Genomic DNA, 23,873 nt, shown 5'->3' with positions numbered 1-23,873 from the left:
TAAATTAAATTGGAAGTAATCCAGGAAATTCTAGACCGGTTTTTTCATTAAATCCAAACATTAAATTAAATGCTTGTAGAGCTTGTCCGGCTGCACCTTTCATTAAATTATCAATTGCACTTATTACAACTAATCTATTTGAAAAAGGATCTTTCTCAAAACCAATATCGCAATAATTTGTTCCGTAAAGTAATTTTGGCTCCGGAAATCTGTAATTGCCTTCTTTCTCTTTTACAATTCTAATAAAAGGTTCTTCTGAATATTCTTTTCTGTAAACTTTCCAAATTTCTTTTTCATCCAAATCATCTTTTAAGAAAACATGACTTGTAGCTAAAATTCCTCTGACCAAATCCGTTGTTGTTGCTGAAAAATGAATTTCAATTTTTTTCCCTAAAGAAAGTTCTTGAAGCATTTCGGCAACGTGTCTGTGAGAAGTTGGTTTATATGATCTTAAAGAGCCGCTTCTTTCTGGATGATGAGATGATGGCGAAGATTTTTTTCCGCCTTCACTTGATCCAACTTTAACTTCTACAACTGTTTGGGTTTCATAAATCAAATTATTTTTGAAAAGTGGATAAAGTGCTAATATTGTTGTTGTTGCATTACATCCGGCACTTGAAATGTAATTTGCATTTTTCATTTCTTCACGATGAAGTTCGGGAATTCCGTAAATAAATTTTTCAAGCAATTCCGGTTTCGTATGATCCTCTTTATACCATTTGATATAATCATCTTTATTCTTTAATCTGAAATCGCCGGATAAATCAATTATTTTATCTGAAATGTTCATAAACTTTTCCATACTTTTCATCGATGAACCATGCGGCAAGCACAGAAAAAGCAAATCACATTTTTCTAAATCTGCTAATCCAGTAAATTTTAGATTAGTTATTCCGCGTAAATTTGGATGAACTTTTGAAATAAGTTTTCCATAATTACTTTCTGAAGTAACTTGAAAAATTTCAACATTTGGATGGAATAATAGTAAACGCAATAATTCTCCGCCGGTATATCCGGAAGCACCGGCAACCGAAACTTTAATTTTGTCCATTTTAATTTCCTTGTGCAACTTTAATTACATAATCAACAATATGTTCTGGAATGTTTACACCGGTTGTTGAAATACTATTTTTAAATTCCATTGTATAATTTACTTCATTCACTTGAAAACCTTCTGAAGTTTCAAAAATATCTAATGCCACAACTCCGCCGCCGACGGCTTTCGCAGCTTTTAGAGATAGTTCTACAATTTCATTTGTAACTTCACATTTTGTTGCAACTCCACCTCGAGCAGTATTTGTAATCCAGTGTGGGGAAGTTCTATAAATTGCAGCAATGCATTGATCACCAACAACAAAGCTTCTAATATCTCTACCTTTTTTCTCAACATATTCTTGAATATAAAATATTGAATGATGATAAGAGCCAAGTACAGTTTTATGTTCAAGTATAGATTCTGCAGCATCACGATCATTTACTTTTGATAAAAGTCTGCCCCACGAACCAACAGCCGGTTTTAGTACAACCGGATAGCCCATTTCTTCAATTGCTGCTAAAGCAGATTCCTCAGTAAAAGCAATTCTTACATTCGGCTGTGGTATTCCGAAATCTTGTAAAGCTGTTGAGGTTAATAATTTATCGCCGCAGATTGAAGCCACTTTGAAAGAATTTACACATTTAATTCCGGCACTCTCAAATAATCTCAATGCGTGCAAAGCTCGTGAATGATTTATTGATCTTTCAATAACTGCATCAAATGGGAACTTATTTTTTTTAAGGTCAAACTTTAATTCTCTATCATCGATCATTGTGAGATTAACATTTTTTCTTTTGCTAAATTCATCAATAAGAAGTTTTTCATCTTTTCTCATCACAGAATGTAAAAAGCCAATTTCCATTTCGGTTTTCCCTTAATTTAGTTCTTTTCAATTAGTTATTTGGATAAATACTGAAAAGACTAAGCGAAATCACTTAGCCTTGATTTGGTTATGTTTATAATTTTGTATTGTAAATTCAACAATATGAGGAAGTTCATTTAGTTCTACAACTTTACCTTTTTGTCCTAACGATTTGACTTCATTCAATACGGCAGTCTGAATTTCTAAATCTATATCATTGATATCTAATAATTTGAATGCATATTTTAATGAAGCAATTCCGGACATATGATCAAGAGAAAAATGTCTTTCTTTCCCAAGTAAATCCGGACTTAAACTTTCATAATGAGTAGGATTAACCGAAGCAGCGTGAGTATGAACTCCGGCGCAATGTGTAAACGCATTTTTTCCCATTACCGGAAAATGTACCGGTATGGGAATTCCCGAATGCTTACTTACAAATTGGTAAAGTTCATCAAGTTTTTTTAGATCCCATTTGTTGATATTGTAATCAGCAGATAATACAACTAAAAGTTGGGCAAGATCAACAATTCCGGCTCTTTCACCTAATCCTAATACAGAAGCATCAATAATTTCTGCACCGGCTCTGAATGCATCAAGTGCATTAGCAAGTGCAAAGCCTCTATCATTATGACAATGAACTGCAATTTTAGGAAATAAATTACTCACAGCTAATTCTTTTTTCAATCTTGAAATGTAATCAAACATATTTCTGTCAGTTCCGGGAACCATAAAACCGGTGGTATCGGCAACCGAAATAATATCTGCTCCGGCAATTACAGCAGCTTTAGCAGCTTTAATTACATTTTCAAATTGTGAGCGAACCGTATCTTCCGGGGTGTATCGAATTAACAAATTTGGATTTTGAGATTTTGCAAATGATATTACCGACGTAATTTGACTGATTGCTTCATCCAAATCTTTTTTGAAAACAGTGTCTAATCTTTCATCGGAAACACAATAAAATATTCCGAGAAAATTAACGCCACAATCAAGTGCTAACTCAACATCACTTTTTATTGATCTTGAGTGAGCACCAATAATAGATTTAAAACCACTATGAGAAATTGTTTTAACTGAATCATATATTTCAGAAGTTACTGCCGGATGTCCGGTTTCAATTATGTCAATTCCAATTTCATCCAACATTCTTGCTATTGCAAGTTTTATATGACGATTAAAATAGACTCCGGGAGTTTGTTCTCCTTCTCTTAAAGTTGTATCAAGTATTTGAAGCAATTATTGTCCCCAGTCTTCTTCTTCTTGTGGAGCTTCGGTAACAATTACGGGCTTAACGCTTACAACTTCAAGCTCGGTGCCGCAATCATTACATTGAATTAATTCCCCTTTAACGGTTCCGCGTTCTAAAATAATTTCTGCGCCGCAAACTGGACATTCTGACATTTTTTTATTCCTTATGATATAAGTGTAAAAAATTGTGCAAAGTTATATACATCAGAAGAAAATAACAAAGCACTTTATTTAATAGCGGAATTATAAAGAAATATTTTTAAAATAATCAATATAAAAGTGAATGAATATTCAAAACTTCCAATTTAGTGGAGAAATAATTATTACAAATTCACCTTTAATAATTTTATTTGGCAATTGTAATAAAATTTCACTTGGTAAACCCCGCCAGCTTTCTTCAAATTTTTTTGTGAGTTCTCTTTGAATAACAATAAATCTGTTAGGCATATATTCATTTAATTCTTTTAATAATTTTTCAATCCTATACATCGATTCATAAAGTACAATTGTTCGTTCTTCATTTGAGAGTTGGAGAAGTTTTTTTTGACGACCTTTTTTTTGAGGGAGAAAACCTTCGAAAATAAATGCATCAGTTGGTAATCCGGAAATGCTTAAAGCAAGTATTGCAGCGTTTGCTCCCGGGATTCCGGAAATTAATATTTCATTTTTTATTGCCGAATTTACTAATCTAACGCCGGGATCCGAAATACACGGAGTTCCAGCATCGGAAACCAATGCACAATTTTCACCATTGATAATTCTGTTGATTACGTAATCAATTTTTTTTATTTCAGATTGCGCATTAAATGAAATTAATTCCTTAGAAATATTAACTCTATCCAAAAGTATTTTAGTAGTTCTAGTATCTTCGCAAATAATAAAATCAACCATTTTTAAAGTTTCTATTGCGCGTAAAGTAATATCATCAAGATTTCCGATTGGCGTTGCAACTATATATAATTTGCCTTGATCCATATTTAAACATTAACGGCTCCATTGGAGCCGTTAATTTGCAAGTAGTGATATCCTTTTATTTTTAGTGCAATTCAAAATAAATTATTTTACTGAAACAATCAAAATAGTTGAATGAAAAATTAAAATAAATTTTAAGCCATTTCGAAAAATTCTTACTAATTTATCATTTATAAAATATAAAATAATTAAGGTGTGATATGGATTTCTTAAAAAAACTTGGAATTAAAAAAAATAATTTCGGCTCTTCAACCGGATTAAAATGGAATACAACAAAAAATCAAGGTGAGTTGAAAATATTTTCACCAGTTGATGGAAAATTTATTGCCTCGGTTTATCAAGCATCTATTGAAGATTATGAAAAAGTTTCTCAAATTTCTCATAAAGCATTTCTTGAATGGAGAAATATTCCGGCTCCTAAAAGAGGAGAAATTGTAAGACAACTTGGCGATAAATTCAGAAAATATAAAAGTCCGCTTGGACATTTAGTTTCATATGAAATGGGAAAATCTTTGCAAGAGGGTTTGGGTGAAGTTCAAGAAATGATTGACATTTGTGATTTTGCAGTTGGCCAGTCACGACAGCTTTATGGATTTACAATGAAGTCAGAAAGACCAAATCATAGAATGTATGATCAATATCATCCGCTTGGAGTTGTTGGAACAATTTCCGCATTTAATTTTCCCGTAGCAGTTTGGGCTTGGAATGCAATGCTGGCAACAGTTTGCGGAGATACAAATCTTTGGAAACCTTCGTCAAAAGTTCCGCTTTCGGCAATTGCAGTTCAAAATATTGTTGGAGAAGTAATCAAAGAAAATAATTTACCGGAAGGATTATTTACTTTAGTAATTGGTAAAGGTTCTTCAGTTGGTGAAAAAATGTTAAATGATCATAAAGTTCCTTTGATTTCAATAACGGGTTCAACTCATGTTGGAAGACACGGCGCAGAAGTTATTTCTAAAAGATTTGGAAAATCAATTTTGGAACTTGGCGGAAATAATGCAATTATCTTAACACCAGAAGCTGATTTGAAAATTGCTTTGCCGGCAATTGTTTTTGGCGCAGTTGGAACAGCCGGACAAAGATGCACAACTACTCGTCGATTGATCGTACATGAATCAATTTATGATCAAATGAAATCTTCATTATTAAAAGCATTCAGAAGTTTGAAAATTGGAAATCCTTTAGATGAGAAAAATCATGTTGGACCATTAATTGACAAATCTGCTGTTGCTGATTTTACAAATGCTTTAAATCTTGCAAAGAAAGAAGGCGGAAAAATTATTTTTGGCGGAGAAGTTTTACAAGGACAAGGATTTAAATCGGGATGTTATGTTAAACCTGCAATTGTTGAAGCTGAAAATCATTTTAAAATTGTTCAAGAAGAAACTTTTGCTCCAATTTTATATTTAATCAAATATAAAGGTTCGGTTGAAAATGCAATTGAATTACACAATGGTGTTGTGCAAGGTTTGTCTTCTGCAATTTTTACAAACAATTTACAAGAAGCAGAAATATTCTTATCGGCTTCCGGTTCAGATTGCGGAATTGCAAATGTAAATATTGGAACTTCCGGAGCTGAAATTGGCGGAGCTTTCGGCGGTGAAAAAGAAACCGGCGGCGGACGTGAATCCGGCTCAGATTCTTGGAAAGCTTATATGAGACGACAAACAAATACAATTAACTACGGAAAAACTTTGCCATTAGCGCAAGGTATCAAATTTGAAATCTAGTTAGTTAAAAGTTAAAAATCGGATTGAAAATGGAAAAACAAATTCTATTTGATAAAAATATTTATCCAACTGATGATTTAATTTTTTCAATCATTGGGAATAAGAAAAATTTATGGGAAAATTTATTTTCTATGATCTCTTCAGAATTTCCAGAAATTAATTCCGAATGGAGATATTATAACGATGGGAAAAGCTGGTTAATGAAAGTTACAAAGAAAGCTAAAACAATATTTTGGCTTTCTCTTTATCAAAAAACATTTAGAATTACATTTTATTTTGGCGAAAAAGCTGAAGCAGAAATACTAAATACTAAGATTGATAACGATCTTAAAAATCAATATACAAACGGACAAAGGTTTGGAAAAATTAGAGCAATTAGTATAATATTTTCAAAGAAAAAAGATATTGAAAATGTAAAATCACTTATTGAACTTAAACAAAAAATTAAATAAAACTTTTAGAAAATTGAGTTACTATTTTATTGCAAATATTAAAATTAATGATGAAAAAGAATATCAAAAATATTTAGATGAAGTTGATAATATTTTTTCAAATTTTAATGGGAAGTATATTTCAGTTGATGAAAATCCAATAATATTGGAAGGGAAGTGGAATTATACAAAATGTGTTTTAATTCAATTTGATTCAAAACAAGATTTTGATGATTGGTATTTTTCACACGAATATCAGAATATTCTTAAATATAGATTAAACGCTTCTGAGTGTGATACAATTTTAGTGAAAGGGGATTTCTAATAAGAAGAATTTAAAATTTTACAGATCCGATATGAAAACGAATGATGATAATGATATTATTAATTGGCTTCTAAAAGGTGATGTTTCTATTCAATATCAAGTTTATAGGGATTTATTAAATACAGAAAATCCGGATTTACGAAATAGAATTTCTAAAGAAGGCTGGGGCAAAAAGTATCTTTCGCTGCAAAATAAAGACGGGCATTGGGGACAAGGATTTTATCAGCCTAAATGGACATCAACACATTACACACTTCTAGAACTTAAAAATTTAAGTATTTCGCAAAATATAAAATCAGTTCAAAAAATAATTTTATCTATTCTCAAACATCAAAAAGGAACTGATGGAGGAATTAATCCGGCTAAAACTATGCAAAAAAGTGATGTTTGTATCTGTGGAATGTTTCTGAATTATGCTTCTTATTTTAAGTTGCCTGAAGAAGAATTAAAATCTATAGTTGATTTTTTATTAACTGAAAAAATGAATGATGGTGGATTCAATTGCCATTCAAATAGAATAGGAGCAATACATAGCTCTCTCCACACAACACTTTCTGTTCTTGAAGGAATTTTAGAATACAAAAACAATGGATACAAATATAGATTAGATGAATTACTAAAAGCCGAAAAAGAATCAATTGAATTTATTCTATTGCACAAATTATTCAAATCTCACCGCACTGGAGAAATAATTAAAAAACAATTTTTAAGTTTCTCATATCCACCAAGATGGTATTACGATATTTTAAGATGTTTGGATTATTTTTATTTTGCAAAAGTTGAATATGATGATAGAATGAAAGATGCAATTGATATAATAATTAAGAAAAAAAGAAAAGACGGCAAATGGTTACTTCAACAAAATCACAAAGGTGAAACTTATTTTGAAATGGAAAAAGTTGGGGAGCCGAGTCGCTGGAATACGCTGAGGGCTCTTCGTATTTTAAATTTTTACAATAAATTTTCTTAAAAATAGAACACAGATAAAATCATCAATATTAGTTTAATCAATGAGCTTCTAACCAGTTTTCACCAACTCCGGTATCGACGATAATCGGCACATTAAATTTCATAGAAGTTTCCATAATATTTTTAATTATTGGTCGCAATTCATCGACTTCATTTTTGTGAATATCAAAAAGTAACTCATCGTGAACTTGTAAAATCATTTTAGTTTTTGTTTTTCTTTTTTCCAATTCATTATGAATGTTTATCATTGCCAATTTTATTAAATCTGCGGCAGTTCCTTGAATCGGCATATTTATCGCAACTCTTTCTTCAAACTTTCTAACAACACTATTACTTGAATTTATATTTCTCAAAAATCTTCTTCTTCCAATAATTGTTTTAGCAAAACTATTTTTCTTTGCTTCTTCAATTAAACTATCCATCATTCCTTTTACATTTTTAAAAGTATTGAAATATGTATCAATAACTTCTTGAGCATGACTTCTCGGAATTCCCAATCTTCCAGCCAATCCGAAGGCTCCGATTCCGTATAAAATTCCAAAATTTACTTCTTTTGCTTTTCTTCTCATATCCGAAGTTACATCTTCCGGTTTTACAGAAAAAACTAAAGCAGCAGTTGCTCTGTGAATATCTTCACCTTTTTCAAACGCATCAATTAAAGCTTCATCTTTGCTTAGATGCGCCATAATTCTTAATTCAATTTGGCTATAATCCGCACTAAGAATTAAATAATTTTCATCAGTTGGAATAAATGCTTTTCTTATTTCCTTACCAAGTTCGGATCTGATTGGAATATTCTGCAAGTTAGGATTTAAACTTGAAAGTCTTCCGGTTGAAGCAACAGTTTGACTATATGTAGTATGAACTTTCCCAGTTAGCGGATGAATTAATTTAGGAAGTGAATCTGCATAAGTTGATTTTAACTTTGATAATTGACGATAATTTAAAAGTTCGTCAACAATTTCATGTTCGCCTTGAAGAAGCTCTAAAGATTTTGCATCAGTCGAAAATCCGGTTTTTGTTTTCTTTGTAGGCTTAAGTTTTAATTTATCAAAAAGAAGTGACTGAAGTTGTTTTGTTGAATTTATATTAAAAGTTTCACCGGCAAAATTGTAAATATTTTCCGTTGATTTAGAAATCATTTTTTCCAAATCAATACTGAATTCATTTAAACCTTTTTTATCAATTCTAACTCCGGTTCTTTCCATTTTTTCTAATACTGGAACAAGCGGAAATTCAATACTATATGCTAATTCTTCCAAATCATTATTTTTAAGTTCATTCTTAAACTTTGCATAAAGCTGAAAAGTTACATCCGCATCTTCACTTGCATACTCATTAAGTTTTTCCGGCTCAACAGAAAATATTTGAGTTGGATCTTTTTTAACATCATACAAATCTTTGAGATGAATTGGTTCATAATTTAAATATTTTTCAGAAAGTGCATCCATTCCATGTTTCTGATCCGGATCGAGTAAATAACTTGCCAGCATTGTATCAAAATAAAATCCTTTAAGATTAATTTCGTAACGTTTTAAAACGCTTAAATCATATTTTCCGTTTTGACAAATTTTCTTTATCGATTCATTCTCAAAAATAGGTTTAAATATTTTTATAAAAACTTCCACATCTAATCTATTACTTAAGTTATATTCAAAAAGTGAAGTATTTTTTAAATTTGGATTAATTGCAATAAAATATGCTTCACCTTGATTCAAACAAAATGAAGCTCCTGCAATGTTTAAATCAATTGTATCAAGTGAATCTGTTTCTGTATCAAAAATAAATTCATCACTTTTTTCTAGAAGTGATGCAAGATTTTCTGCGCCTTTTATCGTTGTAATTAAATGATAATTTACTTTCTCTTTTTCAAAAACTTTTTTCTCGGTTGGAATTTCTTCAGTTTGTTCATCAGATTGAGAATTATATATTTTTTTAACTTTTTCTAAAAGTGTTTTAAATTCTAATTCATTAAAAATTGATTGCAATTTTTCAAAATCCGGATTTTTAATTTTTGTTTCGAAATCAAAATCCATTTCAACATTTGTTACAATTGTTGCCAATTTTTTTGAGAGAAATGCGTTTTCTCTATTTTGCTCAAGTTTATTTTTAATTGCCGGCTTATCAATATTATCCAAGTTATCATAAATATTTTCAAGGTGACCAAACTTTTGTATTAGTGGCTGAGCTGATTTTGGACCAATTCCAGCAACACCGGGAATATCATCAGATGAATCACCAATTAATGCCAAATAATCAACCATAAATTTTGGTTCAAATCCTAATTCATTTACAACTTTTTCAAAATCCGTAATTATAAGTTCATCATTTGATTTTCCGGTTTTTATAAGTTTAATATTTTCGGAAACTAATTGAATATAATCTTTATCGGGAGTTACGGCAAAAGATTCCAAATTATTTTGCTCAGCTAATTTTACAGCAGTTCCAATAATATCATCCGCTTCAAATCCGGGTTTTATATAAAGCGGAATATTAAATGCGGAAATAATTTCTTTTATTCTATGAATTTGCGGAATCATATCTTCGGGCATAGACGCACGACTTGCCTTGTAACCATCAAACATTTCGTGTCTAAAAGTTTTTTCTTTTGAATCAGTTGCAACTGCGAGATAATCCGGTTTGGTTTCTTCAATTATTCTCAATAGTTGAGTAATAAATCCGTAAACCGCCGAAGTTGGTTCACCGCTTGAGGTTTGCAAAGGTCTGCTCATAAAAGCAAAATATGCTTTATAAGTAATTGCCATTGCATCTATAATTACAAATTTTTTCTTTGCCATTTTATTCCAATACTTTCTAAAATTTTATAGTTATTTTATTCCCTCAAAATATAAATTCTTTATAACAATAACTAAAATTTGTGGAATATGAAAAAATATCTGAAAACCCTTTTTATACTTTTTGCAATTTTTATTTGCAATTCTTGTTCACAGAATTCAAAATCAATTGCTCAACCAAACAATGAATTTTTTGTCGCGAATTGGAATGTTGAAAATTTATTTGATACCGTTGATGATCCAAAAAAAAATGATGAATGGTTTTTGCCGGAAAGTGAAATTAATTGGAACGAAGAAAAGTTAAACACCAAAATGAAAAATTTGGCAAAAGTTATAAATTATATGAATAATGGAAATGGTCCAGATATTTTAGGATTTGAAGAAGTTGAAAATAAATTTGTAATGGAAATATTAGTCGATAAATATTTAGATAATTCAAAATATAAAATTGCACATTCCGAATCTCCAGACGGCAGAGGAATTGATAATGCTCTAATATATAATTCGGAAAAATTTGATTTGCAAAATTCTGAATCCATTAAAATTAAGTTTGACGAAAAAAAATCTTCGCGAGATATTTTGCATACAACTCTTAAACTTAAAATGACTGAAGAACTAATTCACGTTTTTGTAAATCATTGGCCAAGCAGAAGAGAAGGATTGAAAGAAACCGAAAAATTTAGAATAGATGCCGCAGAAACACTGATTGAAGTTATAAATGAAATAAAAGTCGAAAATGAAAATTCAAATATTATTGTTATTGGAGACTTTAATGATTTGCCATCAAACCACTCTATAAGTAAAGTTATTGGTGCTGTTAAAGTAAATTGCAATGAAAATAATTCTGAAAATTTCTTATATAATTTAGCTTACAATCGCTTTCAAAAAGGTGAAGGAAGTTATAAATTTAGAGATCATTGGAATATGCTTGATCAAATAATTATTTCAAAGGGATTCTTTGATTTCAAAAACTCTGAATATAATTGTGATAGTTTTGAAATAATAAATCCGGAATTTATAATTGAAAAGGAAGGTAAGTATAAAGGCGATCCATTTCCAACTTACGGCGGGAAAAAATATTTAGGCGGATATAGCGATCATTTTCCTGTTGGAGCAAAATTTTTTGTAAAAAAATAATTTTGAGAGAAAATTGTCTTTTATTCAATTAAAACAACGCTTAAATTTACTTATTGACTTTTTTTTACTAAATACTTAATGTTAACCAACTTAATTTTGCAATTAAATTAAAGTACAATAAAAATAATATTGGAGGAAAGTTCTCATGCAAATTACTGAAATATTTGGATCAATTACTTACATTTTGGCTCAAGCCGAATCTACTAGCATGCTCACTTATTTACAAGATAAGTTTGTTGCTGGTGGAGGTTTCATGTGGCCAATTCTTGGCTGTTTAATTCTAGGATTAGCATTTTCGTTTGAAAGAATGTGGACTCTCACAAGATCAAGCACAAATACCAAAAAGTTTATTGTTTCCGTAAAAGATGCTTTGAAAAAAGGTGGAGTTAAAGAAGCTATGAAATTGTGCGAAAACACAAGAGGTTCTATTGCTTCAGTTTTCCATGCTGGTTTGTTAAGAGCAGATGAAGGCGTTGAAGCTGCTGAAAAAGCTATCATGACATATGGTGCAATTGAAATGAGTTTCTTGGAAAGAGGATTGGTTTGGATTTCATTATTTATCAGCTTAGCTCCAATGCTTGGGTTTACTGGAACTGTACAAGGAATGATTCAAGCTTTTGATGATATTGCCGCTGCTAACACAATGTCTCCGGCAATTGTTGCAAATGGTATTTCAGTTGCATTGTTAACAACACTTTTTGGACTTATTGTTGCAATGACTTTACAATTTTTCTACAATTTCTTTATTTCAAGAATAGATAGAATTGTTGGTGATATGGAAGAAAGTTCAATTGAACTTATTGATGCACTTTACGAAATGAAAAAATAATTTAATAAATTGAGAAAATAATGATTGCAGATAAGAAAAAAACAAGACCTGGTGGAGAGTTTTCTGCAGCATCGATGGCAGATATTACATTTTTACTTCTCTTATTCTTTTTAGTAACAACAAATATTGATGTTGATACAGGTATTGGTATGGTTTTACCTGAATATATTCCAGAAGATGAAAGAATTGAACAACCATTATCAAAAGATAGACTGGTTGCTATTCTTGTAAATGAAAATGGTGATGTTTTGTTGAATAATGAAATAATTGCTATTCCGCAAATTAAAGATTTATTAAAGGATAGAATTAGAAGTAAAATTGAATTACCTAAAAACAAAAAATTAGTAATTTCTATAAAAACTGATAGAGAAACTAATTACAATATTTTTATTCAGACACTTGACCAAGTTGAATTAGCTTTTAATGAAGTTAGAGAAGAATATGCGACTTCAAAATGGGGAAAGAAGGTTGTAGATTTAACTGAAGAAGAGTTTGAAGAACTAAAAGAAAAAGTTTGGAAAACTGTGTCATTTGCCGAACCTGAATCAATTAAGAAGTAATAAAAATTTTTGAGAGAAAGAAAATGAAATTTGAAAAATCACGTGCTAATGCAAAAACTGAAGTTTCAACAGCTTCTATGCCAGACATTATTTTTATGCTTCTTTTATTTTTTATGGTTGCAACTACAATGAGGGAGCAGGAAATATTTGTTAAATTCATACTTCCAGAAGCAAAAGCTGTTCAAAAAATAGAAGATAAAAGACTTGTTTCTTACATTTGGATTGGCGATAATGAAAGAATTCAAATTGATGATAATATTGTTGAACTAAAAGAAATTCAAGATATTATGTATAAGAAAAGAGTTGATATACCAAAAGTTATTGTTTCATTAAGAGTAGATAAAAATTCAACCATGGGCTTGGTGATGGATATTCAACAATCTTTAAGAAAAGCCGACGCAAGAAGAATAAATTACTCAGCAACAAGTAAATTGTAGAAATTATCTTTTTATTTTTATGAGCAGGTTATAATTTTATAACCTGCTTTTTTTTTAAATTGTAAATTCATTAAAGGTTAAAAATGTCATTAAAAGATAAAATCAACAATGATCTAAAAGACGCGATGAAATCCCAAGATAAACTTCGCTTAAATACAATTAGATCAATTAGAGCATTAATTTTAGAGTATGAAAAAAGCGGCACAATTAAGGAATTATCTGCTGAAGATGAAATAAAAATGTTAAGTTCTGCTGCAAAAAAAAGAAAAGATTCAATTGAGCAATATTCAAATGCCGGAAGAAAAGATTTGGCAGAAAAAGAAAGTCAAGAATTGGAAATAATTCAAAATTATCTTCCAAAACAAATGTCGAATGAAGAAATTTTAGCAAAAATAAAAGAAATTGCAAATGAAATTGGAGCAGTTTCAAAAACAGATTTTGCAAAACTTATGCCAGCTGCAATGAAAAATTTGAAAGGATTAGCCGACGGAAGCGAAATAAGAAAAATTGTTGAATCTTTTTTGAGTTAAATTTTGAATTATATTGATTATATATTAATTATTATAGTTTTTATCGGATTTATTCTTGGTTATAAAGACGGACTTGTAAGAAAACTTATCGGTTTAATTGGTTTAATTTTAGCAATTTACCTTGCGATTACTTATGCCGGACCAATTGGCGAACAATTAGCACCAATTTTCAATGACGAAATTTACCTCGCTAAAATGATCGGCGGATTTATAATTTTTTTGGGTACAATTTTATTTGCATCAATTATTAAAAGATTAATTCATCCTGTTGATAAAGTAAATAAATTTATAAATCAACTGTTAGGCGGCATTACCGGAACAATTCAAATTGTATTTTTCGCAAGTGTATTTTTGCTGCTTTTAAATGTTTTAAATATTCCTAAGAAAACTGATAAAGATAATTCTTTGCTTTATACAAAAATTTATAATATTACGCCGAGCATAATTGATTTAATAATTGGATCGAATTTTAAAACTGAAGGTTTTCTAAAAGATTATATAGATAGTAAAAATGATAAAGAAATTCCGGAAGATTTTTCCGAACCGGTTGATTTAGATACTCTTAATACAAATAATGATAAGTAACTCAGTTTTAGAAAAAATTGAATACGGCAAAGTTCTGAATTATATTTCAAACTATGCTTCCACAGAATCCGGCAAATCACAAATACTTTTGCAAAAACCTTTTCTAGAAAAAGAACAAGCAATTCAAAAAGGCAAACTAATTTCTGAAGCAAAAGAAATTTTAATTAATTATGAATATCCTCCAATTAATTATTTACCAAATCTTCAAAAAGTTTTAGTGCAAAGCACAATTCTTGGTACAATTTTAAAGAAAGAAGAAATTTTAAAAGTATTTGAACTTTCACAAATATCAAGAAGAATTTTTTCTTACCTTAAAACCAATGCCTTGAATACGGATTTGTTTACAAAATATTCAAATTCGTTTTTTGCGGATAAAAATTTTGAATCACTTTTTATAAAAATATTTAATGAAACCGGAGAAATTAGAGATTCTGCAAGTCCAAAATTAAGTGAAATTAGAAAAGAACTTATCAAAAAAAATTCTGCTCTTTCAAATGTTGTAGAAAAAATTCTTAAAAATTTAAGCGATTCATATTTAGTTCAAGAAGAATATATAACTCAGAGAGACGGCCGATTAGTAATTCCAATAAAAGCAGAACATAAAAGGCATGTTAAAGGTTTTATTCATTCCGAATCAAATACCGGACAAACAGTTTACATTGAGCCGGAACAAACTTTAGAACTTAATAATGAAATTTTATCACTTACTTTTGCTGAAAAAAGAGAGATAGAAATAATTCTTAGAGAATTAACAATTATTATTGGTAAAAATTCTGAATCATTAATATTATCTTTCGAAGCAATCACAGAACTTGATAATATTTTTGCAAATGCAAAATACTCCTTGGAAATTATAGGAAGTTTTCCTCAAATAAGTTCATCAAGAAAAATAAATATTATTGATGCTCGTCATCCAATTCTATTAAAAAAAATGGGAAGAGAAAAAACAATTCCTCTCAATTTTAATTTTGAAAAAAACAATATTACAATTATTACCGGACCAAATGCCGGAGGAAAAACTGTTGTTCTAAAAACTATTGGATTACTTTCACTTTTAGTAAACTCGGGAATTCACATTCCGGTTCATCCAGATTCGGAATTTATGTTTTTTGAAAATATTATGTTGGATATTGGCGATGAACAATCGCTTGAAGATGATCTTTCAACTTTTAGTTCACATCTTCGAAACATCAAAAATATATTGGAAAACGCTAATGAAAATTCACTCATTTTAATTGATGAAATTGGAACCGGAACCGATCCAAGTGAAGGAACTGCGCTTGCAACTTCATTTTTAATTAAAATGGCAGAACTAAAATCTGTTGTAATAACTACAACACATCACGGAAATTTGAAAATTATTGCTTCTGAAATAGAGCACTTTCAAAATGCATCAATGGAATATGATATTGAAAATTTAATTCCGACATATAAATTTCGTCAAGGAATTCCGGGTTCTAGTTATGCTTTTGAAGTTGCTTCAAAAATTGGTTTGGAAAAAAGTATAATTGATCAAGCAAAAAATCATTTGGATTCAAATACTTTTAAAATTGAAAACTTTATAACAGAACTTGAAAATAAATCAAGTGAACTGAATAAAAAATTAAACCAAATGGAAATTGAAAATTCAAGACTTCAGGGATTAACAAGTTTATACGAGCGTGAAAATCTTAAATTAAAAGATCAGAAAGAAAAAATATTAAAAGAAACCAAAATAAAAGCTGAAGAATTTTTGAATGATGTAAACAGTAAATTTGAAAATACAATTAAAAAAATCAAAGAATCAAATGCCGACAAAAATGTAATCAAAGAAGAAAAACAAAAAATTGAAGAAATTAAAAATTTAACAGAAATAAACTTTGCAATTCCAAAAAAAGAAATTTTTGAAAAAACAAATTTTGAAATAAAGGATTATGTACAAATAAAAGATTCTGGAACAACTGGTGAAATAGTAGAAATTGATTTTGAAAAAAGAATAATAACTTTGGACACCGGTAAATTAAGAATAAAAGTCAAATCAAAAAATTTAATTCACACCAAAAAAAACAAAGAAACAAATGCTGAATTATTTAACAATTTTGCTCAAAATTCAATTGAAAGTTCTCGGTTAGATATTAGAGGAAGAAAACCGGAAGAAGTTGAATTTGAAATAATAAAATTTGTTGATAATGCGTTTTTAAGTAACTTAAAAAATGTTGAAATAATTCATGGAAAAGGGACAGGAGTTTTAAGAGAAACTGTTCATCATATTTTAGAAACCCATGAAATGGTAAAATCGTTTGAATTAGCCAATGCTGATTTTGGCGGTGCGGGCGCTACATTTGTAAAATTAAAATAAATAAATTTTCTCATTTATTTTTCATATCTTAAATTTAATATTTTATACGAGCAAGCAATTTGTCAAAATTTAAAAAAATATTAATTGCAAATCGTGGTGAAATTGCTGTAAGAATTATTAATGCTTGTAAAGAAATGGAAATTGTTGCGGCAACAATTTATTCAGATGCAGATGAAAATTCTTTACATGTTAGAACCGCAGATGAAGCCTATAGAATTGGACCGGCGCAAAGTTCAGAATCATATCTAAATATTGAAAAAATAATAAATATTGCCAAACAAATTAATGCGGATGCTATTCATCCCGGTTATGGATTTCTATCAGAAAATTTTGAATTCATTGAAAAAGTTACGCAAAGCGGAATAAAATTTATTGGTCCAAGTTTTCAATCAGTGCAAATGATGGGAAATAAAACTTCCGCAAGGAAATTAATGATTGAAAATGGAATTCCCATTGTTCCCGGAACAGTTGAACCAATAATAAATTTTGAAGAAGCTGAAAAAATTGTAAATCAAATTGGTTTGCCAGTTATGATTAAAGCTTCTGCCGGCGGCGGCGGAAAGGGCATGAGAAAAATTTCCTCTTTCGATGAATTAGAAAAGGGAATTGAACTTGCACAAAATGAAGCTCAAAAAGCGTTTGGAGATTCTTCAATATATATAGAAAAATTTATTGAAAGTCCTAAGCATATAGAAGTACAAATTTTAGCCGATGAACATGGGAATTATTTGCATCTTTTTGAAAGAGAATGTTCTGTGCAAAGACGGCATCAAAAAGTTTTGGAAGAAGCTCCTTCAAATTCGTTAAACAATGATTTGAGAAATAAAGTAACACAAATTGCAATTGATGCTGCGAAAGCCGCAAAATATTTTAATGCTGGCACAATCGAATTTTTATTTGATCAAAATGAAAATTTTTATTTTCTTGAAATGAATACGAGGCTACAAGTTGAACATCCAGTTACTGAAATGATTACCGGAATTGATATTGTAAAAGAACAAATAAAAATTGCTTGTGGAGAAAAATTATCTATTACTCAAGAAGATATTAAAATAAAAGGCTTCGCAGTTGAGTGCAGAATTTATGCAGAAGATGTTGATAATAATTTTGCTCCTTCAACCGGAAAAATATTACATCACAGACTACCATCCGGTGCTGGAATTAGAGTTGATAGGGGAATTGATATTCTTTCAGATGTTTCAATATTTTATGATCCAATGCTTTCAAAAATTATAACTTGGGGAAATAATAGAAGTGAAGCAATTGCAAGGATGAAGCGGGCTCTCGGCGAATATCAAATTGCCGGAGTTAAAACTAATATAAATTTTTTCTATTGGATATTGGAACATCCTAAATTTTTAGATTCAACATTTGATAATAATTTTTTGGAAAATCATTTTTTGTCTTTAGAAAAAAGTAAGTGGCGCGAAAATATTAACCAAAAATACAATGAAATTTCTGCTGTGCTAAGTGCATTTCTAAAGTTTGGAAATAGTAATCTTAAGCCGACAAAAAATTGTATTTCTGAAACAAATAATTGGTCGCAGCAAAATGAAGAATGAATTTATTGCAACAGTTGATAATAAAAAAATAAAAATCAGAACTTCAAATTTTGAAAAAGTTTTGGTAAATGGAGTTCAACACAATTGTAATATTTCTAAATTGTCTCAACACACTTACAAATTGGAGTTTGATAATAATATATTTCATGTAACTGTAGCACAAAAAAATAAAAACAAAATTACTTTTTTAATTGATGGACATTATGTTGAAACATCTATTAAAACAGCTTTGGAAGAAAAAGTAGAAAATTATTTAAAGCAAAATGAAAGCCATAATTCAGTAGAAGAAATTATTTCGCCAATGCCCGGTTTAATTTTAAAATTATATAAAAATATTGATGAAAAAGTAAAACAAGGTGAACCATTAATTTTGCTCGAGGCAATGAAAATGGAAAATGAAATTCACTCTACAAAATCCGGAAGAATAAAAAATATTTTTGTTAAAGCAGGAAATTCTGTTGAAAAGAATCAAATACTATTAACTATTGAATAGCAAAAGTTGCAATTAGGCAAATTATATTGGTATCTTTAAAAAGCTTTATACTCTAAAAGGAGGGAGGATTGTTAAGAAAATATTTTACTATAATACTTTTATTTATTATTGCTTGTTCAAATATTTTTGCAAGCGGATTTCAAATTAATGAACAAGGTTCAAGAGCAATGGGATTAGGCGGTGCATTTACAGGTCTTGCAAACGATCCTTCTGCAATTTATTTTAATCCTGCGGGAATTACACAGCTTTACGGAACACACTTAATTGGCGGCGCAACTTTAATTTTACCAAGTTCAACATTTAGAGGACCTTCACCATCAATCACTGAAACTAAAATGAATTCGCAAGTTTTTAACCCAATTCATTTTTACGCTACTCATCAATTGTATGATAAATTTTTTCTTGGTTTAGGAGTTGGTAATAATTACGGACTTGGAACCAAATGGGACGAGAACTGGGTCGGAAGATTTATGACAGTTCAAACTGAAATTAGAACATTCTTTTTTAATGCAGTTGCTTCCTACAAAATTATGGATGAAGTTTCCGTTGGATTTGGATATGTATTTGCTTATGGTGATGTTCTCATTAATAGAAAAATTAATTTAGCTCCTTTCAATAGCGAACCTTCTTTAGAGTTAGAAGGAACCGGTTTGGGTTCGGGATTTACTGCTGGAATATTTGTTCATCCAATTAAATCAATTTCTTTAGGGTTATCATTCAGAAGTCAAGTTAGATTTGATTTTGAGGGCGACGCTGTTCCATCGAATTATTCTTCTCAATTTGACGGACTACTACCGAACGGACCAATTGCTGCTCCGTTAACAACTCCTGAAAATATAACATTAGGAATTGCAATTAGACCTTTGAAAAATTTTACTCTTACCGCTGATTATCAATATGTTGGATGGGATAGTTATGATAAACTCGAAGTTCAATTTGAGGAATTTGAAGATTCAGAAACTGGTGAACTTTTAGTTTCTACTTCAGAAAGATTATATGATAATGGATTTATTGCAAGGCTTGGTACAGAATACGAATATAGTAAATCTTTTACTGCGCGTGCCGGATTTTTATATGATCACAATCCAGTTTCGGATGAAAGATTAGATCCGACATTACCGGATTCCGACAGATTGGGATTTAATCTCGGAGGTTCTTACAATTTAAATGAAAGTGTTTCAGTTGAAGCTGCATATATGTTTTTGAGGTTTGATGAAAGAAAAATTACAAATTCATTGGAAAATTACAGCGGAATCGATAATAGTATTTCACCTATGAATGGAGTTTATAATTCAGTTGCACATCTATTTTCAGTTACGTTAGCTTATAAATTTTAAGTTTGGAGAAATAAATGAAAAAATTATTAGCAATAATTTTAATCGGAATTTTTATTTTATCTTGCGAAGATAGAAGTGACTTAACAGAACCAGCAAAACCAAATACCGGAAGCGCTGATTTCAGCAAGTTTGTAACAATTGGTAATAGTTTAACAGCCGGTTATCAATCAAGTGCGCTTTATGAAAGTGCACAAGAATATTCCTACGGAAAGCAAATTGCAAATCAAGCTGGAGTTGAATTTGTTCAACCCACAATTAGTGATCCCGGAATAGGCGGAAGAATAGAAGTTAAATCGTTAGATCCGTTTTCCACTAGCTATGCTTCAATAAATGCCGGATCACCGACTAATTTAAATTACGTTGGAGTTTATAATAATTTGGGAATTCCCGGAGCTCTGCTTCCTGATATTTTAACAGCAAAAAGCTCTGCAACCGCAATCGATAAAACAAATTTATTTTTTGATATCGTTTTAAGAAATCAAGACAAAACTCCTTTGGAAATGGCAATTTCCGCTCAACCAACATTAGTAAGTTTATGGATTGGCAATAATGATATTTTAGGTTACGCAACAAGCGGAGGAACTTTACCTCATACTCCAACAGAAACTTTTGCATTTTTATATGATCAACTTTGCGGAGGTTTAGCTCAAGCAAGTATTCCAGTTGTTTTGGCAAATATCCCAAATGTTAGTGCAATTCCATTTTTTACAACTGTTGCACCAAATGTTGGACTCGCAATTCAAGCGGCTCAAACACAAAATCCTCAAATTCAAGGATTGGTATATTCAACTTCAACTGAAATCCCAATTGGAGTTGCGTCCGTTTCGGATTTGCTAACAAACAAAACTATGGTTACTTTAAGAGGATCTTCGGCAGCTGCATTTATTGGTGATACAAAAGGATTATACTACTCAACAAATTCATTAGCAGTTCCGGAAGGCGTAAATACTGCTTATCCATTTGGATTAACACCGGAAAATCCGTTCCCAAATACTTTTGTTTTAGATCCTTCCGAACAAATAATTGTAGAAAATGTTGTGAGTAATTTTAATGCATCAATAAATAGTATTTCTCAAAAATATGGTTTTCATCTTGTTGATATAAATAATTTCTTCAACGAAGTTGCGGAAAATGGTTACATTGCAAATGGAGTTGAATTTACAACAGAATTTATTTCCGGCGGAATTTTTAGCTTAGACGGTGTTCATCCTACAAGTCAAGGTTATGCAATTATTGCAAACTTATTTATAGAAAAAATTAATGATGTGTTCGATGCTTCTATGGATAAAATAAATGTTTCTGAAATTCCAGGCAGTTTAGAATTAGCAAAGAAAGTGACTTTTACCAAAAATAATTTACCTATTTTTGAAAAAGGAACTTTTGATAGATTATTTTATTAATTGATATTTTAAATTAAGCTAAGTATTTTTGAGTATTAACAACAAACAAAAGTATAAAAATGAAAAACATATTTATTATTCTATTAATTTTTTCTTTCTCTGCTTGTTCAATTTTTCAATCTTCTGAAGAAGAAGAGCAAAAAGCTAAATCTGAAACTGAAGAAGTCTATGTTTTTGATGAAGTCGATCAATCAAAAGATAAAACTAAAAATGTTGATGAATTAAAAAAGGAAGTAGATAATACTTTTGATGATGATGAATCAAAAGATAATTTATTGAAATCATCTGAACATGGATTTTTCTTACAACTCGGCGCATTTTCTACAAAATCGAGAGCAGAACAATTTATGGCAGAAAATGAATCGAAAGTTCCTTTTAGATTATCAATAGTTTACAATAATACAAATGCACTTTATACTGTTAGAAGTACGCCATATAAAACAAAATCAGAAGCTCAAATGGTAAGAGATGGATTTTGGAATCAAAATATGTTTAAAGATGCATTTATAGTAACTGAATAAATTAAATAATTTTTGGAGAAATTTTAATGGCATTTTCATTAAATAAAGTTATGCTTATCGGTAATTTAGGTCAAGATGCGGAACATAGATTTACTACAAATAATACCGAAGTTACAACATTTTCCATTGCTACAACACATGGATATAAAGGCAGAGACGGTAATTGGGTAAATGAAACAACTTGGCATAATATTGTAATTTTTGGCGTATCTGATTTTTTAAAAGCAAATCTTAAAAAAGGCAGAAAATTTTACGTTGAAGGAAGAATAAGCAAAAGAGATTATGAGAATAAAGATGGTCAAAAAGTTTATGTAACTGAAATTATTGCTGATAAATTTAGCATTATTCCTTTAGATAGTTCGGAAAGTGGATCACAAAGTTCTTCGCATGATTCTGCAAGTTTTGTTCAAGTTGAATCCACAAATAATTCAGCCGCAGAAGATGATGATTTACCATTTTAGTTTATATGTAAAATAACATAGGTTAAGAATATTTTTTGGACGTAGATTGGTTTTATCGAACAATTTTTCTTATTGTTCTTCTATTATTTTCTGCATTATTTTCCAGTTCTGAAGTTGCATTATTTTCATTAGATGATAAAAAATTAGATGAAATTAATAAAAGCTCTAAACACGTTGGAAAATATATTGCACGATTAATTGCTTTTCCTAAAAAACTACTTATTACAATTCTAATAGGAAATACAATAAGCAATGTAGGTGCATCGATTATTTCTGTTTCTATTGCTTTAGATGTTGCAGAGAAATTTAAATATTCCATTGATATTGTATTATTAATTCAAATTATAACTCTTACCATAATTGTAATTTTATTTGCCGAAGTTACACCTAAAGTTTGGGCAAATAAACATCCGGTTAAGATTGCAAAACTAATTGCAACGCCGTTGTATTTTATTAGTATTGTTATTAGTCCAATTTCCAAAGTGCTTTCAATAATAATGAAAATTCTTACATCAAATGTAAAATATGATAAATCAAGAACAGCATTATCTACTTCAGATATTGCTGATTTAGCAGATATTGGAATTGAAAAGGGAACACTTGAAGAAGAAGAACATGAATTAATTCACGGGTTAGTTTCATTCAAATCAATGCTTGCCAGAGAAGTTATGACTCCGCGCGTTGATATAATTTCAGTTCCGGAAGATATTCCGTTTCCAGAGTTAATTCAAATTATAAAGACTTCCGGTCACAGTAGAATTCCGGTTTATTCAAATGATCTTGATTCAATTATTGGAGTTATTCACGCAAAAGATTTGCTCCCATTTCTTAAAAGTGAAACTTCGTTTAATATCAAAAAAGTAATTAGAGACTGTTTGTTTGTTCCCGAGACAAAATTATTAAGCACATTGATGAAAGAATTTCAAGAAAAAAATATGCATATTAGTATTGTTGTAGATGAATACGGTGGAACTGCTGGATTGATAACTCTTGAAGATATTTTGGAAGAAATTGTTGGTGAAATCCGCGATGAATATGATATTGAAGAAGACGAAATTTTACAAATAAGTGATAATAAATTTGTTATGTTTGGTAAAGTATATATTGATGAATTGGAAGAAAAACTAAATATCAATATTGAAGTTCCTAACGAGGATTTTGAAACACTGGGTGGATTTATTTTCAACCATGCCGGAACAATTCCGGATGTTGGTTATAAATTTGAAAAATATGGATATTCCTTTAAAGTTTTAGCATTAGATAGTAACAGAATTAGTAAAGTAGAAGTTGAAAAACTTTAATTAATTTT

24 protein-coding genes are annotated in these 23,873 nt (G+C 29.9%); 18 read left to right on the top strand and 6 right to left on the bottom strand.

Annotated elements, in window-relative coordinates; all coding sequences use genetic code 11:
* Positions 1-4: 4 nt before the first annotated feature.
* The 5 genes from IPH62_15760 to rsmI form a co-directional block, all read right to left on the bottom strand.
* Entirely contained in the window at positions 5-1,051 is a 1,047-nt protein-coding gene (locus IPH62_15760) for an N-acetyl-gamma-glutamyl-phosphate reductase (protein ID MBK7106730.1), read from the bottom strand.
* Position 1,052: 1 nt separating this feature from the next.
* Positions 1,053-1,898 carry a lysine biosynthesis protein LysX gene (gene lysX, locus IPH62_15755; protein ID MBK7106729.1) on the bottom strand — a complete coding sequence of 282 codons (846 nt, stop codon included), beginning with the start codon at positions 1,896-1,898 and terminating at the stop codon, positions 1,053-1,055.
* A 69-nt stretch (positions 1,899-1,967) separates the two neighbouring features.
* Positions 1,968-3,137 carry a 2-isopropylmalate synthase gene (locus IPH62_15750; GenBank protein MBK7106728.1) on the bottom strand — a complete coding sequence of 390 codons (1,170 nt, stop codon included), beginning with the start codon at positions 3,135-3,137 and terminating at the stop codon, positions 1,968-1,970.
* Positions 3,138-3,302: a lysine biosynthesis protein LysW gene (lysW, locus tag IPH62_15745; GenBank protein MBK7106727.1), complete on the bottom strand. Its 165-nt coding sequence runs from the start codon at positions 3,300-3,302 to the stop codon at positions 3,138-3,140.
* Between the two features lie 138 nt (positions 3,303-3,440).
* On the bottom strand, positions 3,441-4,124 hold the full coding sequence (gene rsmI, locus IPH62_15740; GenBank protein ID MBK7106726.1) for a 16S rRNA (cytidine(1402)-2'-O)-methyltransferase: 684 nt from the start codon (positions 4,122-4,124) through the stop codon (positions 3,441-3,443).
* 197 nt (positions 4,125-4,321) lie between these two features.
* Between rsmI and IPH62_15735 the strand changes: the two genes are divergently transcribed.
* From IPH62_15735 to IPH62_15720, 4 genes are read left to right on the top strand one after another with little or no spacing between them, the layout of a single operon-like run.
* A complete protein-coding gene (locus tag IPH62_15735; GenBank protein MBK7106725.1) occupies positions 4,322-5,854 on the top strand; it encodes an aldehyde dehydrogenase family protein in 1,533 nt (510 codons plus the stop codon).
* Positions 5,855-5,883: 29 nt separating this feature from the next.
* A complete protein-coding gene (locus IPH62_15730) occupies positions 5,884-6,306 on the top strand; it encodes a DUF3788 family protein (GenBank protein ID MBK7106724.1) in 423 nt (140 codons plus the stop codon).
* Between the two features lie 13 nt (positions 6,307-6,319).
* A complete protein-coding gene (locus IPH62_15725; GenBank protein MBK7106723.1) occupies positions 6,320-6,610 on the top strand; it encodes a DUF1330 domain-containing protein in 291 nt (96 codons plus the stop codon).
* A 31-nt stretch (positions 6,611-6,641) separates the two neighbouring features.
* Positions 6,642-7,580, top strand: a complete 939-nt coding sequence (locus tag IPH62_15720) for a hypothetical protein (GenBank protein MBK7106722.1) — start codon at positions 6,642-6,644, stop codon at positions 7,578-7,580.
* 37 nt (positions 7,581-7,617) lie between these two features.
* On the opposite strand, the gene polA is transcribed toward IPH62_15720, so the two are convergent.
* On the bottom strand, positions 7,618-10,377 hold the full coding sequence (gene polA / locus IPH62_15715) for a DNA polymerase I (GenBank protein ID MBK7106721.1): 2,760 nt from the start codon (positions 10,375-10,377) through the stop codon (positions 7,618-7,620).
* An 87-nt stretch (positions 10,378-10,464) separates the two neighbouring features.
* Here polA and IPH62_15710 point away from each other — a divergent pair, with 87 nt between their 5' ends.
* The 14 genes from IPH62_15710 (at position 10,465) to IPH62_15645 (ending at position 23,865) form a co-directional block, all read left to right on the top strand.
* Complete coding sequence (locus tag IPH62_15710; GenBank protein MBK7106720.1) at positions 10,465-11,511, top strand: endonuclease; 1,047 nt, start codon at positions 10,465-10,467, stop codon at positions 11,509-11,511.
* Positions 11,512-11,656: 145 nt separating this feature from the next.
* Positions 11,657-12,340 carry a MotA/TolQ/ExbB proton channel family protein gene (locus IPH62_15705; GenBank protein ID MBK7106719.1) on the top strand — a complete coding sequence of 228 codons (684 nt, stop codon included), beginning with the start codon at positions 11,657-11,659 and terminating at the stop codon, positions 12,338-12,340.
* Positions 12,341-12,360: 20 nt separating this feature from the next.
* Positions 12,361-12,900 (top strand): biopolymer transporter ExbD, encoded by a 540-nt coding sequence (locus IPH62_15700; GenBank protein ID MBK7106718.1) that lies wholly within the window; start codon positions 12,361-12,363, stop codon positions 12,898-12,900.
* Positions 12,901-12,923: 23 nt separating this feature from the next.
* Positions 12,924-13,337 (top strand): biopolymer transporter ExbD, encoded by a 414-nt coding sequence (locus IPH62_15695; GenBank protein MBK7106717.1) that lies wholly within the window; start codon positions 12,924-12,926, stop codon positions 13,335-13,337.
* Between the two features lie 83 nt (positions 13,338-13,420).
* Positions 13,421-13,867, top strand: coding sequence for a GatB/YqeY domain-containing protein (locus IPH62_15690; protein MBK7106716.1), 447 nt, complete (start codon positions 13,421-13,423; stop codon positions 13,865-13,867).
* A 3-nt stretch (positions 13,868-13,870) separates the two neighbouring features.
* The gene (locus tag IPH62_15685; GenBank protein MBK7106715.1) at positions 13,871-14,452 is read left to right on the top strand and encodes a CvpA family protein; all 582 of its coding nucleotides are present in this window, start codon (positions 13,871-13,873) and stop codon (positions 14,450-14,452) included.
* Entirely contained in the window at positions 14,442-16,790 is a 2,349-nt protein-coding gene (locus tag IPH62_15680; GenBank protein ID MBK7106714.1) for an endonuclease MutS2, read from the top strand. The genes IPH62_15685 and IPH62_15680 overlap by 11 nt, the downstream gene beginning before the upstream one ends.
* Before the next feature lie 59 nt (positions 16,791-16,849).
* Positions 16,850-18,352 (top strand): acetyl-CoA carboxylase biotin carboxylase subunit, encoded by a 1,503-nt coding sequence (locus IPH62_15675; protein ID MBK7106713.1) that lies wholly within the window; start codon positions 16,850-16,852, stop codon positions 18,350-18,352.
* Entirely contained in the window at positions 18,342-18,845 is a 504-nt protein-coding gene (locus IPH62_15670) for a hypothetical protein (protein MBK7106712.1), read from the top strand. Before IPH62_15675 ends, IPH62_15670 begins: the two co-directional genes overlap by 11 nt.
* 68 nt (positions 18,846-18,913) lie before the next feature.
* The gene (locus IPH62_15665; GenBank protein MBK7106711.1) at positions 18,914-20,182 is read left to right on the top strand and encodes an outer membrane protein transport protein; all 1,269 of its coding nucleotides are present in this window, start codon (positions 18,914-18,916) and stop codon (positions 20,180-20,182) included.
* Positions 20,183-20,196: 14 nt separating this feature from the next.
* Positions 20,197-21,582: a hypothetical protein gene (locus IPH62_15660; GenBank protein MBK7106710.1), complete on the top strand. Its 1,386-nt coding sequence runs from the start codon at positions 20,197-20,199 to the stop codon at positions 21,580-21,582.
* A 59-nt stretch (positions 21,583-21,641) separates the two neighbouring features.
* Positions 21,642-22,103 (top strand): SPOR domain-containing protein, encoded by a 462-nt coding sequence (locus IPH62_15655; protein MBK7106709.1) that lies wholly within the window; start codon positions 21,642-21,644, stop codon positions 22,101-22,103.
* A 26-nt stretch (positions 22,104-22,129) separates the two neighbouring features.
* A complete protein-coding gene (locus IPH62_15650) occupies positions 22,130-22,564 on the top strand; it encodes a single-stranded DNA-binding protein (protein MBK7106708.1) in 435 nt (144 codons plus the stop codon).
* A gap of 35 nt (positions 22,565-22,599) precedes the next feature.
* Complete coding sequence (locus tag IPH62_15645; GenBank protein MBK7106707.1) at positions 22,600-23,865, top strand: HlyC/CorC family transporter; 1,266 nt, start codon at positions 22,600-22,602, stop codon at positions 23,863-23,865.
* The last annotated feature ends 8 nt before the right edge of the window (positions 23,866-23,873 follow it).

This window comes from Ignavibacteriota bacterium (assembly GCA_016708125.1).
Classification (GTDB): domain Bacteria; phylum Bacteroidota; class Ignavibacteria; order Ignavibacteriales; family Melioribacteraceae.
Note: the sequence above shows the minus strand (reverse complement) of the source record. Positions and strands in the feature narration are given on the sequence as shown.